The 14,952-nt window shown below is 33.3% G+C and carries 10 protein-coding genes and 1 pseudogene; 7 read left to right on the plus strand and 4 right to left on the minus strand.

Features of this window, described 5'->3' with window-relative positions; genetic code table 11:
• On the minus strand, nucleotides 1-430 hold a 430-nt coding region (locus tag POF52_RS26125), incomplete at its 3' end, for a DMT family transporter (protein WP_271996315.1).
• 237 nt (nucleotides 431-667) lie between these two features.
• On the opposite strand from POF52_RS26125, the gene POF52_RS26130 reads away from it, so the two are divergent.
• From POF52_RS26130 to blaI, 7 genes are all read left to right on the plus strand, one after another.
• The gene (locus tag POF52_RS26130) at nucleotides 668-1,138 is read left to right on the plus strand and encodes an Lrp/AsnC family transcriptional regulator (RefSeq protein WP_271996318.1); all 471 of its coding nucleotides are present in this window, start codon (nucleotides 668-670) and stop codon (nucleotides 1,136-1,138) included.
• A 225-nt stretch (nucleotides 1,139-1,363) separates the two neighbouring features.
• Nucleotides 1,364-1,558: a hypothetical protein gene (locus tag POF52_RS26135; protein ID WP_271996321.1), complete on the plus strand. Its 195-nt coding sequence runs from the start codon at nucleotides 1,364-1,366 to the stop codon at nucleotides 1,556-1,558.
• A gap of 154 nt (nucleotides 1,559-1,712) precedes the next feature.
• Nucleotides 1,713-2,885 (plus strand): PucR family transcriptional regulator, encoded by a 1,173-nt coding sequence (locus tag POF52_RS26140; RefSeq protein WP_235565654.1) that lies wholly within the window; start codon nucleotides 1,713-1,715, stop codon nucleotides 2,883-2,885.
• A 91-nt stretch (nucleotides 2,886-2,976) separates the two neighbouring features.
• On the plus strand, nucleotides 2,977-3,864 hold the full coding sequence (locus tag POF52_RS26145) for a DMT family transporter (RefSeq protein ID WP_271996325.1): 888 nt from the start codon (nucleotides 2,977-2,979) through the stop codon (nucleotides 3,862-3,864).
• 329 nt (nucleotides 3,865-4,193) lie between these two features.
• Nucleotides 4,194-4,742 carry a DUF1572 family protein gene (locus tag POF52_RS26150; protein ID WP_223272408.1) on the plus strand — a complete coding sequence of 183 codons (549 nt, stop codon included), beginning with the start codon at nucleotides 4,194-4,196 and terminating at the stop codon, nucleotides 4,740-4,742.
• A gap of 1,884 nt (nucleotides 4,743-6,626) precedes the next feature.
• The gene (locus POF52_RS26155; RefSeq protein ID WP_271996329.1) at nucleotides 6,627-8,399 is read left to right on the plus strand and encodes a BlaR1 family beta-lactam sensor/signal transducer; all 1,773 of its coding nucleotides are present in this window, start codon (nucleotides 6,627-6,629) and stop codon (nucleotides 8,397-8,399) included.
• A 129-nt stretch (nucleotides 8,400-8,528) separates the two neighbouring features.
• Nucleotides 8,529-8,912, plus strand: a complete 384-nt coding sequence (blaI, locus tag POF52_RS26160; RefSeq protein ID WP_271996332.1) for a penicillinase repressor BlaI — start codon at nucleotides 8,529-8,531, stop codon at nucleotides 8,910-8,912.
• A gap of 547 nt (nucleotides 8,913-9,459) precedes the next feature.
• Here blaI and bla read toward each other — a convergent pair.
• From bla to POF52_RS26175, 3 genes and pseudogenes are all read right to left on the minus strand, one after another.
• Nucleotides 9,460-10,392 (minus strand): class A beta-lactamase, encoded by a 933-nt coding sequence (gene bla / locus POF52_RS26165; RefSeq protein WP_074896124.1) that lies wholly within the window; start codon nucleotides 10,390-10,392, stop codon nucleotides 9,460-9,462.
• A 34-nt stretch (nucleotides 10,393-10,426) separates the two neighbouring features.
• Nucleotides 10,427-12,439, minus strand: a pseudogene (gene pbp4 / locus POF52_RS26170) (penicillin-binding protein PBP4(5)); the annotation flags it as partial.
• A 721-nt stretch (nucleotides 12,440-13,160) separates the two neighbouring features.
• Complete coding sequence (locus POF52_RS26175) at nucleotides 13,161-14,951, minus strand: hybrid sensor histidine kinase/response regulator transcription factor (RefSeq protein WP_271996340.1); 1,791 nt, start codon at nucleotides 14,949-14,951, stop codon at nucleotides 13,161-13,163.
• Between the last annotated feature and the right edge of the window lies 1 nt (nucleotide 14,952).

Consider the following 14,952-nt stretch of genomic DNA (forward strand, 5'->3'; position numbering starts at 1 on the left):
GAATAAAATGAAGATTCCCTTTTGAAAGTACAAGAATAACTCCAAAGATGGAAAGGATCATAGAGAAAAGCTGTAATACATTAATCTTTTCTTTTAAGAATAGAAAGGAAAAAATAGCAATTGAAAGCATGTTTAGTGTTGATATTAGTCCAACATTAATAGCTGATGTCTTTGCTAAGGACATAAATTGCAATATTTGAAATAGGACTACCCCGGTAACTCCCATGAAAATCAATGGAATAATAGCTTTTTTATGAGGGAAAATCTTTTTTTCTGTCAAAAAAACGATAGGGGCTAGAAGAGCGATAGCAATCATCCACCTTAGACTAGTTAATGTTGTAGGAGAAGCGTGATTGGTAAGTGTTTTTCCTACAATGAAGTTCCCTCCCCAGAGTAAACTCGTGATAAGTAATAACAAATAATATCTCATATCATTTAGCTCCTTTTCTATTTTCATTGAGATAACGAAAAAGATTGAAGCCATTGTGCACAACGATACTTCTTATTAATTATTTTAACATTATCACGCGACTAACATTTAAATATTTTGTATAATTAAGTGAAAACAAAATTTTAAAAAATAAATCAATTAATTTCATTTATAAAATTAATTAAAATCGTTTTTAAGGGAGCGTTCTTAAAATAATTGTAAAAGGAATGATAAACTGTGGAATCCGTTACGAGTAAGGTTCTAGATAAATTAGATATCCAAATTTTAGATTTGTTACAAAGAGAAGCTAAGTTAAGTAATATAGAGATCTCAAAACGCGTTAATTTATCTCCTCCGGCAGTACATATACGGATTAAGCGTCTAGAAAATGAAGGTTTTATTAAAAGACAAGTTGCTATTTTGAACCAAGAGAAATTAGGTTTTGACTTATTATGCTTTATTTTTATGAGTACAAATATACATCAAGCTGAAAAACTAGATGCGTTAGAAAATGCCCTACGCTCTATGCCAGAAGTTTTGGAGTGTCATTGTTTAACTGGAGAATATGATTATCTCCTAAAAATCGCCAATAGAGATAGAAAGGAATTAGAAACATTTATTAGAAAGTTAAATAAGCTTGGTATAACAAGGATTCAAACTAGCTTAGCTCTAAGAGAAATTAAAGACTCAACTTTACTCCCTATTTAAGGTTTAAATTTATAAGAGAGAAAAAGCATTTTAATCAACGATGAATTAAGCTTACAAACCAAGAGGACAGCCTCTTGTCTTAAAAAACAAGGAGCTATCCTCTTGATTTGTAAGGGCTACTTTTGTTCCTAAAACGGTGATTACGTTAACTAGATCCATATATCATATACAAACGAAGTTTATAAAATAGATGGCTTATACATTTTCAGAATGGGAGGAAATTATATGCCAATGATGTCTGCAATTTGTGATAACTGTAAAAGCTCTTTTCCTTCAGGAATATCTATAGAGGGCTCAAAAACAACTCTTTCGGGAAATATTGCTGGACCATGCCCCAAATGTGGTAGTATGGGCCGTATAATTGATGGTACATTCAATTTTATAGATAACAGTACTGCTAAAAGAGTAAAAAAAGAATAGTCCAGATGTTGAAGATTGTAATGTGTTCCTGAAATCTGTTTTATGTTAACTACAAACGTATAATTTTACGAACGATTTGATTGACTCTTTATGTTTCAATGACTAGGATACTTTATAATGAGATTATCTCTTATTATAAAGAAGGGTGATTTTTATGATGACCGTGAAGGACTTATTTCAACTGTCCCTTACTAAGAATTTTTCAGTTGTAGCTGGCTACAATGCATTACATAAAAAAATTATAAGTGTCGGAATTTTGGATTTTGAATTTACTGAGGGGATTCAGCCAATGAGAGAGGCAGCTTTTGAACCTCATAGCCTTGTACTCAGCAGCTTATTATTTGCTAACCAAAAGCCGGAACTTTTAATTGAGACAATTAAAGAGCTGATTAAGTTAAGGGTGAGTGCCTTAGCCTATAAGCCGGTTATTTATGAGGATTTACCGGACGAGCTCTTACAGTTCGCAAATGAGCAAGATTTTCCGATTTTACGTTTTGGTGGAGATGAATATTTTGAAGAGGTCATTTTTGAAGTGATGACTTATATTAAAAGCAGAGAAAATGACCTCTTTTTACAAAAAATCATGCGGTGTCTAATCGAAGATGAGGTATCAGAGTCACAACTACAGTCCTTTTTACAACAAATGAATAAACCGTTTGAAGAATACGTATTTACCGCCAATATTCGAATGATACAATCACAGAACTCTAAATGGATGGACTCCTTTCTTCAATTCCAGTCATTTTTGAAGTCAGGTATTGTCTGCACCTATAAAAACAGTATTCTGATCCTGTTGACTGACAAATCCGAGAAGCTCCAGTTTTCCAAATTACTAAAGGAATGGATGGACCTATATGGAATTTCAACCGATGGGCTGACAATTGGTTACGGTCAAGTGCACCAGACACATACAGAACTCCATCAAGCTGTCAGAGAAGCGTACTATGCCCGGATTATAGCAGACATGGAAACAAAGTCTATTTGTAACTATGCGGAACTAGCATCAGAACGGCTACTGATAGAACTCTATCGAAAAGATGCAAAATTCACGAGCAGGTACGTGAAAGAATATTTGGGACCTCTTCTGGCTGAAAAAACAGATAAAGATTTACTATATACCGCAGTTACATTTGTGTTAAAGAAAGGCAATGTGAAGGAAGTAGCCGACGCTCATTATTGTCATCCCAACACGATCCGTTATCGTATGGCGAAAATACGTCAACTACTAGAGCCTTTTGGTAATGAGTTTGTTTTTTATGAGAATCTATCCGCAGTAGTAAAATTGTACTTACTCCATAAAGAAATTGAAGGGCCCCTTTTGGAATAATTACAAAAATAAGCGAAAAATTTTAGAATCACTATCAAATTATTGCTTTCTCTCTTATGGTATTCTTAGTTTTAGTCAAGGAGGGAAAGAGTTGAAACACTATTTAGGTGATGGAATGCTGTTGATTACAGCGATTGTGTGGGGAAGTGGATTTGTTGTAACCGATATTGCATTGCAATATTTAACTCCATATCAGGTAATGGCAGGAAGGTTTGTTTTAGCTACACTTTTACTTACGTTAACATTCGGATACAAATTTAAAACATTTACCAAATCAGTTTGGTGGAAAGGAACCATACTAGGCACATTTTTATTTCTTGCCTTCGTTTTACAAACGGTTGGTTTGCAACATACGACGCCTTCTAAGAATGCATTTTTAACTGCCGTTAATGTTGTGATTGTACCTATCATTGCTTACTTGCTATATAAGCGAAAAATTGATCGATTTGAAATGGTTGGCTCAGTCAATGCCATTGTGGGTATTGGCTTGCTATCACTACAGAGTTCTATGACTCTAAACTTTGGTGATGTATTATCACTTGCATGTGCAGTCGCTTTTGCTTTCGATATTTTTTATACAAATCTATTTATCAAAGAAGAAGATCCTATATCAGTAACCATTGTACAATTCATAACGGCGTCCCTATTAAGTGTTGTTGTGGTCCTCATTAAAGGAGATATACCAACATCGTTGGAGAGTGAAGGAATTTATTCGATTTTGTATTTAGCAGTCTTTTCGACGACGATTGCCTATCTTTTTCAAAATAAAGCACATAAATATACCACAGCTTCAAAAGCAGCCATTATTTTATCTACTGAATCTTTCTTTGGGATGTTGTTTTCTGTTTTATTTTTACACGAAGTATTAACCGCACGTATGGTTACAGGGGCGGTATTGATTATGGTAGCAATCTTAATTGCTGAGCTGAAACCGTCCTTCATAAAAAAACAATCTGTTAAGAAGACCTATGAGAAATAAATCATATTAAGAGTAGTACTTACATTTTGATCATTACCTGAGCATATTTTAAAATATTGCACTTATACCAACCGGTGCGTTAACACGACAATATTTTGTTTGTTTTAGTAACTGAGGTCATTTGTTGGACAAAAAAAGGATAGTTGGAGCATATTTTTACTGCTCATCTATCCTTTTTCATTTCCGATAAGGAACATTATGTTAACTGGGCATGTATATGGTATACAATGTACTTTTCTCCTCTTTTACATAATAAATATAGATTAAAGGTTTAAAATGGTGAATATTTAATCTCTTATAAAAAGTGTTTTTTTAGGAGGATGGTTCTATTGGGAATTGAAACTAATTATTTACGTTGCACATTAAAAACATTTCAATCCATGAAAAAATTAGGTGAACGTGCTATGGATCAATTAAATCAAGAAGAACTTCATATATCTCCGAATGAAGAGTCCAATAGTATCGCGATTATTGTAAAACATATGTGGGGAAATATGCTTTCTAGATGGACCGATTTTTTAACAACAGATGGGGAAAAAATAAACAGAAATCGGGATGAAGAGTTTAGTGGTGGATTTCCCTCTAAGGTATCCCTATATCAAGCATGGAATCAAGGATGGGATGCTTTATTTATAACATTGAATAGTTTGGAAGAAAAAGATTTAGAAAAAACAATTTATATACGAGGGGAGGCACATTCAGTTATTGAAGCCATTGAAAGACAAGTATCCCATTATTCCTATCACATTGGCCAAATTGTATATGTAGGAAAGTTGCTTAAAAACGAGAAATGGAAATGCCTTTCTGTCCCTATGGGGAAATCAAACGAATATACGGAGAAACTTATAAGCAAAAATAAGAACCTAAAGGATAAATAAAGATTTTATAAAATAAACAATTACCTATAATTGGTCTTATGTAAACTAACCTTGTATATCATATACAGCCTAAAATAGAAAAGCTACTGTGCCTCAACAGTAGCTTTTCATTAAATAAAGTGGGTTGGAAATACCAATGTCGGAAGGTATTCGATTACATTTTGTTCCTATTTCCTAAAAAATATACTAACAGCAAATGAAAAAACTATCCGATGGGAGTAGGATAGTTTTTTTGTGTAAAAAGAAAAAAGGATTTTCGCGCATGGAGTTTTCACGCTCCTATGTAGTTTGCTCAACATATAGAATGTTATTCATTATCGCAAGTATGCAATGATCTAAAATTGAATATGACATATCGTATATAAAGGTTAATTATTTTTTATACGTACAGAAACATCTATTTTTAAGATTAAATAGACATTTTTTTATTGATTTTTCCGGAATCTAAAAAGGTGTACCTTTTGGGACTATCTATAGTGGGAAACCCTTCCCGTAGACTAACTATACATAGTTATATTAAATAAAAAATCACCCTAAAGGTGACTAATCTAGTTAACAAAATAAAAGGCAATACCATCCTGAAATGATGTAGCCTTTTATTTTTAAATATTAGATGAAATTTGTAAAAAAATAATCAATTCCTCTACAAATATATCATATTTATATGAGTAATGAATAAGTTTTCTGGGGGCTGTGTGTATGTACAATGGAAGAATTACGATAAAAATTAGGAAAACACTGTTTTTAGTTAACTTATATACTGGGGGCTATATTATGGAAAAGAAATGGTTACTCATATCAGAAAACAGCGAGAAATCTCCTGATTCAAATGACACTGTAAGTCTGGACGAATGGGAAAACGAGGGTGGGAGAATAGTAAAGAGTATGAAATGAAATAAAGAAGAATCCTTTGCTACAAGTGCAAAGGTTTTTCAAATTTATTGGAATAGGGGGAGTACGTTATTAGTCTGGCCAGATTTGTAGATTCATATACATATACCTTTAAAAACAAATGTTGTCATTAACTATATTTATAGAAAATAACCTCGACTCCGTTTTATCATTCGTTAAGTAAACACTAAATTACGTCATTCATTATTAATGTTTTAACATTTACACTAAGTGACGACAAATATGATCTTTTTCTACAAAATAGATAATAAATAAAACTTATTTTTATAAAAGGTTTTATCATTTATATAAGTTAACTAAAAACGTTCATAAAAGTTGTGTGTTATATTAAAGGTGTTCGTATAGTACTTTCACACTTAAACGAACATAAAAAACCGTTCGCTAATTGAATTTTATTTTTGTTCGCAAAGGCATACTTTTACGGACAAAACATTTAAATCTATTACAAGATGTTAAAGTGATTATTATCCTTAACAAAATAAAAAGCCACCTAGTGCTTGCAAGACAAGTAGATTTTCATTATAAAATTTATGGGAGAACGCATAATAACATGATTTTTTTCAAAAAATACTATATTTTAAAGGGCTGTAATATCCGTAAAATATGCAAAAGTTAGACGCTCCAAAAAAGAATACGTGGTAGAAGCTTACTACCCCAAGAATTCTTGTATTTAATTGGTTTGTTTAAGATATATCACCTCAAATACAGCTTTAGCAAATATTTTCACATTAGAACTCTTGATTCCATTCGATTACTATTTACTTGTTCCTAAAAAATTGTTAGATTAATAAACTGATAAGGTTAAACGATAAAAGTCACGTATTAAATTTCCTTAATTTACTTCATATTTTAAATAGAAAATTATCAACAGCAAATCTTAAAAAAAGAATATAAGATGATATTTTTTTGAAAAACAACTATAAAATAATGTAAAATAATACAGGGGAAGATTTAGAAACGGAGACGAATAGTATGTTTTTTACTCATTTTTTAATAAGTTTCATAGTTTCTTCTTTTACCATTGCAGTTATTATGATTGTTAAAAAAGTATTCCAAAAACAACTATCAGCGAAATGGCAATATAATTTATGGTTTTTGGTATTGGTTGCATTAACGCTTCCTTTTATACCGAATCATTTATTCAATTTTGGAAATTACTTTACTTTATTGGATCTTAATCAGAGCAATGGAACAAGCTCTTCTAATATCTCTGTTAGTGATCATAATTTAAAAAATGGAAATTGGATGCAGGACTTTACGATATCTGTAAACCACCCAAGTTTAAAATCCGTGAACATAATTGTAGCATGTACATGGATTGTTGGGGTGTTAATTTTGTCTGTTCTGTTCATAAATGCTTGGTTAAAGATAAAAAAAATTAAAGACACTACATCTTTACTGAAAACGAAAGAAGTTCTAATTTTATTTGAAAAGTGCAAGAAACGTGTAGGTATATCAAAAAAATTGATGGTGGGGGAATCGCCTCTTGTTAAATCCCCTATGATGTTCGGTCTTTTTAAAACTTATGTTGTGTTGCCCATTCATTTTGATAAATGGCTCTCTATGAAAGACATTGAATACATTTTTTTACATGAATTAAACCACTATAAACATAAAGATATGGCAACAAATTACCTAATTGTCATTTATCAAATTTTATACTGGTTCAATCCTCTTGTTTGGATTGCTTTTAAGAAGATGAGACTGGATCGTGAGATAGCTTGTGATAATGCTGTTTTAAAATCTTTAGATGAGTGTTGTTATACAGAATATGGGAATGCAATCATTAATTTTGTGGATAGAGTATCACTACCCAAGAATCTCGCTTTGGCCAATGAGTTGAACGGTTCTAAGGAGCAAATAAAAAGAAGAATTGAAAGGATTGCATCTTTTACGGTTGAATCAAAGTTGTTGAAGATAAAGAGTATAGCTATCTTTATGCTTATGGGAGTATTTGTTGCAAGTCAAATTCCACTCGTTTCTGTGATGGCTGATGATAACAATCGCTACCATTTTAAAAGTGAACGGACAGCCTACGACGATTTGAGTAGGTATTTTTCAAAATATGACGGAAGCTTTGTGTTATATGATTTGCAAGCCAATAAGTATAGTATCTATAATAAGAGTAACAGTACGCTAAGAGTTTCGCCTGATTCTACTTATAAGATTTATAGTGCTTTATTTGGGTTAGAAAAAAATATAATAACGGTTGACAATTCTACAATGAAATGGAACGGAATTCGTTATCCTTATACTTCTTGGAATGCAGATCAGGATTTAGATTCAGCAATGAAGAATTCGGTGAATTGGTACTTCCAAAGTTTAGATAAAAAGACGAATCAGAGCGATATACAATTCTATTTGAAGACTATAGGCTATGGAAATCAAAACCTGTCTGGTGGACCAGGTCAATATTGGTTAGAGTCTTCTCTAAAGATATCTCCTATAGAACAAGTACAACTATTAAAAGCTTTTTATACAAATCAACATGGATTTCAAGACAAAAACATTCAAGCTGTTAAAGATGCTATTAAATTAGAATCTAAAGATGGTTCATTATTATCTGGAAAAACTGGTACAGGTACTGTAAACAATAAAGATACGAATGGTTGGTTTATTGGATATGTAGAGACCAAAGACGACACTTATTTCTTTGCAACTAATATACAAAATGAAGATAACAGCAACGGAAGTAAGGCAGCAGAAATAACATTATCTATTCTGAGAGATAAAGGAATATATTAAGCAGTTGCTGAGAAAGTAAAAAACTGGATAACTTTCATTTAGTCGAATTGGAAAAGAGGGTTGACATCTCTATATTATAAATCAAATAATTTAATATATTACGTATGTAATCAAAGGAGGAGGAAAAGAGTGTCTAAAAAAGTCCCCAGCATCTCAGAAGCAGAATGGGAAGTTATGAACGTACTTTGGGAAAAGGCTCCCCAAACGGCCAACGAAGTGACTTTTTCTTTACAAGAGCAAAAGGATTGGAAGCCGAAAACAGTACGCACTCTTTTAGATCGTCTGGTCCAAAAAGAGGTGGTCGGTGTAAATAAAAATCAGAGAGTGTATACTTTTTTTCCACTTTATTCGCAGGATGAATGCCAGCAAGCCGAGGCACAGTCTTTCATTAAGAGAATTTATGGGGGAACGCTGAAGTCAATGTTAGTTCAGTTCATCCAGGAGGAGCCCTTATCTGGTGAGGATATTAAAGAATTACGCTCCATTTTGGATGAGAAGTCTAAAAAATCTTAGAAGAACAAATTGAAGGAAGTTAGTGGAAGACAAAAGTTGGGATGGTTCATTATCTTATTTATGTTAATGGGCTTTTCATAACACTTTATAATATGCAGAACCTTTTCTACTAGATAAACTCGTAAAAAGCACACCTCAGTGTGTTTTTTATTTAATATAACTAGGCTTACTTTAAAAAATGGGTTAGTAAAAAGCGCTGAATATTCAGCGCTTTTTTATACTTGTTAATTTACCTCATTAGCAATAACTTCCTTTTCCTTTTCATACTAACACCTACACTTTATTAAAAGAGTACTTATCATAAAACTATAGATGAAACATTTAATATTGTTCTGACTAATCCTTATGACATTAATATCGACATCATAATAAGTCTTATATTATCTATTATGAAAACGAATAAATTAAAAGGATTGAGCTCTGTATAATACAGAATTCAATCCTTACTAGCTGGATAGATAATCGTCTAACTTTTTTGGTCAGTTCCCTGGAGAACAGTATTTTTTCTATTTAGATTAGATAGGAATTTTAATTATTAATTAAGATTCTATTTGTGATTAGCTTGATAAGCATTAATTACTTCCTTTGTTGCCTCAGCAATAAGTTTGTCATTATAATTAGCATCTTTTTTATCTCGACTAGACAGTATAGCAAGCATAATAGGATCTCCTTTTGGTGGCCAAATAATGGCAATATCATTTCGCGTTCCGTATGAGCCTGCTCCAGTTTTATCAGCTACCACCCAACCTTTTGGCACCCCAGCCCTAATTAATGAATCGCCAGTGGTATTTCTCTTCATCCAATCTATTAGAAGTCCACGTTTTTCAACTGGAAGTGCGTCCCCTAATGTGAAGGATTGAAGGCTTGTAGCAAGTGCCCTTGGTGTACTAGTATCATGAGTTTCTCCTGGTTTAACTTCGTTTAACTCAGGTTCAAATCGCTCAGGCATAGTAACATTGTCTCCAACATCTCTTAGTGCTTTCTCTAATCCATTCGGTCCACCTATTTGCTTAAGTATGAGATTCATGGCAGTATTGTCACTATACCGAAGAGTAGCATCACAAAGCTCTTTAAGAGTCATTCCTGTATCAACATGCTTTTCTGTAATCGGATTATAATTGACAAGGTCATCTTGGGTATAGGTAATCCTTTGGTTAAGATCTTCTATTGTTTTCTGTTGTAAAAGTGCTCCTACAGCTAGAGCTTTACTGGTAGATGCATATGTAAAACGCTCATCTGCTCGATAGGTAACTGTTTGATTTGTACTAGTATCTAAAGCAAAAACACCCAGTCTCGCATCAAATTTATCCTCAAGTTTGACAAAATGATGTTTAATTACAGACTCTTTATTTTTTTGTTTAGCTTGAACGGATTGGTCATTACCCTCTGAACATCCTGCAAGTGTTACACATGTGAGAAGTAATACAGGTACAATTTTTTTAAATTTAGAAATCCTAAAGATTGTGTTCCATGATTTCATTAATATCTAACCTCTTTCTTAAAAAACTTATTGATTACTTTTGATAGAAGAATTCAATAACAGGTTTCATTTTTTGAACAACATAGGAGCTTCCTCCTCTTCCTTTTACATTCTCGATCATACTCACAACTACATAATTAGAGTGTTTGTCATCAAATGCGAATAAGAAACCATTTTCTCTCCCATCTGTTCCTTTCTTTTTCTTCAACTCAGCCGTTCCTGTTTTTGCAGCTATAGATTGCCCCTTGATTTGTAAAGAGTGTGCTGTCCCATCTGGCCGTGAAACCACCTCATGAAGAGCTTGTTTAATAGTGTTTGCGGTATTCTTTTCTATAATTCTTTTAGAATTAGGAGTTTTTTGATTACTAATTAATTTCGGATAAATTAGTTTTCCTCCATTTGCAAATGGTGAATAGGCCATTGCCTGTTGTATAGGCGATAATAGCATCTCCCCTTGGCCATAGGCTGAGTCTGCTAAAAGGACTTCTGACGAAATTCCTTTATTAGATACTTGTGATTCTTTCATACTAAAAGGTAAAGAAAGGTCCTTATTAAAACCAAATTTCATTACACCCTTTTCAAATCGCTCTTTACCTATTTTAAGTGCTTCTTGTGCAAAGAAAATATTATCTGAATGCACAAGGGCATCTATCATATTCACTTGGTCTACTTCATGTACTCTCTTCACAAAGTAATTACCCCATGAGGTATCTTTTTTCCATTCTAGTCCAGATATTCGACGTTTTTCTCCTGGTTTTGTAACACCAGTTTCTAACCCTACTGCTGCAGTAATTGTTTTGAATGTAGAACCAGGTGCGTAGCGAGTAGCATATCTAGCTAGGAAAGGGAGTCTTGGATCTTCGCTATACTCCGCATATTGTTCAGACGAAATACCCCTAGTCATTAGATTAGGATCATAAGAAGGAGTACTCACTAATGCTAATAAATCTCCTGTCTGTGGATTCATAATTGCAGAAGCTCCAATTTCACCATTTAATTGATCATATGTTTTTTGTTGCAGCCCAGCATCAATGGTTATACGAATATCTTTCCCATCTTTTTTACTTAAAGACTGCAGTACCGTTTCTCGCCCTGTTTGTGGGTTAACAATCTGAATTTCTCCACCATTTTTCCCACGCAACTCTTTGTCATAAGTATATTCCAAGCCAGATTTTCCAATGTATTCTCCTTCAGAGTAAGAAGGATGCCTCTGTATATCCTCTGCACTTACCTTCCCTACGTACCCTATTAAGTGAGCAGCTGCTTCATTAAGTGAATATACCCGTACTTCTTTCCTAGAATAGATTACTCCCTTTACAGTGGAAGTATTAGAAAGTGTATTATTTTCTAGTACCTTTAATGGAACAAAGCTGTCTTCCATTACCCATCTCTGATTTAATTTTTTTAGAATATCCTCTTCAGAGATAGAAAATTCCATACTTATATGATGAATAGCCTGCTCTTTTTCTTTTCCTAATCCCAACCGTCTAGGAATAATCCCCATCTCTTGAACATATCCATTTTCAGCCAAATTGTGGCCGTTTCGATCTAAAATCTTTCCTCTTGTAGCGACTTGTGTCACAAACTTAACTCGATCCCCTTGCTGCATCGTGGGGAAAATTAAGTTAGGCTTCCACTGTATTTTCCATTCTTTATCTTTTTTTATTAGGAAACCGTGGTAAGATTGCCTTTTCATCTTTCCTAAACTTGTATCCATGGTCAGATTATAAGAAAATGTGTATCTTCCTGTTGGCTTATGCCTTTTAACATTTAAATCAGTTACTTTTATATTTTTTGCATGAATACCTAAAAAGATGTTCCTGTACTTTTCATTGTATTTTTCTGGTGTTAAATTATTGTTTCTTAATGAATCGATAGAAATATCTTCAGATAAACTATTAAAATTCTGTGTTGTAAGTTTTTCTGTAAAACTCTCTACAACAGCTGATGCATTATTATATTCTCGCCTCATTTTACCAGTAAAATATATATACACTATGGAGCTAACGAGTACTATGATAGTAAGACCTATAATAGTAAGAAGTTTAGTTTTTTTTTATTCCACATATACGTCACACTCTCTTTGAAGTTTAATCTCTATTAAAATTCTTTTTAATAAATATAGTCAACTTCTCCTTTCTCGACACATTGATTACACGTGTAATACAATACTACACATGTAATCAATGTGTGTCAATCTTCTTTTAGAAAGAAAATTGACAGCTCGCTTGCCTTAGCCTGTTACTTGTTTAACCTCCGGAAAGGGCATCATCCATAATAATCATTATTTTACAGTTACTTAAAATAAGATATATATACTAAAGTATAAATAATATATTTATGGTTTTACTTTTACACCTAGTGTAGACAAAATTACATTTTTTCTACAAAATATTACACTTCTAAATGACGGAGTATGAATTATTAATTGACAGTCCTTTCTTTTACTGCGACTTTCATGTTTCTACAAAGGTATACTTTTACGGACAAGATATTTAAATCTATTACAAGATGTAAAAGTAATTATTATCGTTAACAAAACAAAAAAGCTATCTCCTTTTTACTAATAGTAGTTTAGTGGTGGAGTGAGATAGCTTTTGGGATATCATTATGGAATTATATTCCTGGATAGATAGTAACATTTTTCTCTAAAAAAAGCCATATTTATTAGGTGGATCCCAAATAGAGACATTCAAATTACACTTTTTAAAATATAGCTCTTAAATATAGAATTGTTTACGTATCCTAGCAGTTGACTACGCTCCCTCTTACAAAAGTAATCCTGTTTCTTTTGCTTTTTGCACGGCTTCTTCTCGATTTTTAACTCCTAGCTTCTCATAGAGATTGGAGGCGTAATTTCTTACCGTTCCGTTTGACAAGTAAAGTTTCGAAGCTATTGTTTTATAACGGCTTCCTTGTGATAATAGTTCCAAAATCTCTAATTCTCGTTTCGTTAATCCATACTCTTTTCCATCTGATTTTGATTCAAATGATCCTATTTCTTCATTTTCTTCCCACATTCTATGGAACAAGTCATGATTAATCATCGTACCTCCTCGATAGACTAGACGAATTGATTCAGCTAGTTCACGCGAATCTATGGATTTCAACAAATATCCATCCGCACCATTTCGTATGATTTCTTTTGCCCTTTTTGTATTCTGAAAGGTTGACAGAATGAGTACACGAATGTCCGGCCATTGTTCCTTAATCATTTTAGTCGCATGAAGTCCATCCAAATTAGGCATCTCTAAATCCATTAATACTACATCTGGCTTTAGTCTTTCACACAATTCCATAGCCCGTTCTCCATCTTCAGCCATTCCCACTACTTGTAAATCCTCCTGCCCATCCAAAATTGTATGCAGACTTTCTCGAATAAATGAATGATCATCGACAATACACAGGCGGATTTGTTCACTAGACAGTTGTACTTGTTTCGGTAATACACATGAAATTAACGTACCTTCCCCTTTTTTGGAATAAACAATAACTCTTCCTTGTAACTGACTCACGCGCTCTTTCATTGCAGTTAATCCAAAACCATCCTTCCACTCTTCCGCCCCGCATCCATTATCCTGTACATCCAATCTTATCTGTTGTGGTTCAAAGTGGAGTGACACAGTAATTTCTGTGGAATGCCCATGGCGAACAGCATTTGTTAGTGATTCCTGCAAGATCCGATATAGTGTCATTTTTGATTGTTTGGAGACCATATACTCTTCCCCTATTATTCGAGTACGTACATTTACCTTTGTATGTTTCTTAAATTCCTCTGTCAATTGTTGTAATGTGATAGGTAAGGGAAGCGACTCTTGTGATAAATCCATTTGATGCAAATACAGTCTTACTTCTTCCATACTGTTACGGGTCAATTGTAATAATGAATCGAGCTGTTGCTCTCCTCCTTTAGTCTTTAATTCCATACGTAATGTTTCCATACCCATAATAATTGAAGTATAGGAATGCCCCATTGTATCGTGTAAGTCTTTTGAGAGCCTATCACGTTCCTCCAGTAAAGTAATCCGTTCAACCTGGGATACGTATTGTTCCAATACATGTTTCTGGTTCCGAATGGTTTCACTTTGACGGTAATTAATAGCTAGTAAACGAAAGAAAGAGCCCATAGCAAAAGCTAAACTGAGGTGTGGGATGATTACCCATAAATCTGTTACTTTGGAAAATATCGCAATGAGCAACGGAAACAAAATAATTGTGATAGGACCCGACCAGCGGTAAGATTTATGAGCGCTATTTGCCGCAATCATAAAAGTTGGCATTAAAAAAGCAAGATACGCTGACGGAAATAATAAAGTTAAATAGAAACACACTCCGCCAAATAATATTATTTCAGTCAACAAATAATAGCGATAACTGAACATTAAACAAATCCAAGGTACTGAAAATGAAACGACTTCCCAAAGAATTATGATCCAAAGTGGTACTGTCAAATGATCTTGTTGTCGGGTAGTCGCAAATATCAATGATAGCCAAATGATAAAACGTATACAAAGTAAGGCCCAATCATACCAAAACCATAGTTTCAAAGTCTTAAACAAG

This window comes from Priestia sp. AB, from assembly GCF_028369225.1.
Taxonomy (GTDB): Bacteria; Bacillota; Bacilli; order Bacillales; family Bacillaceae_H; genus Priestia; species Priestia megaterium.

Bases quoted from the DNA above. Each gene is read 5' to 3' on its own strand.
- POF52_RS26155 (WP_271996329.1), top strand. From the start codon at position 6,627: ATGTTTTTTACTCATTTTTTAATAAGTTTCATAGTTTCTTCTTTTACC.
- POF52_RS26140 (WP_235565654.1), top strand. From the start codon at position 1,713: ATGATGACCGTGAAGGACTTATTTCAACTGTCCCTTACTAAGAATTTT.
- bla (WP_074896124.1), bottom strand. From the start codon at position 10,392: ATGAAATCATGGAACACAATCTTTAGGATTTCTAAATTTAAAAAAATT.
- POF52_RS26135 (WP_271996321.1), top strand. From the start codon at position 1,364: ATGCCAATGATGTCTGCAATTTGTGATAACTGTAAAAGCTCTTTTCCT.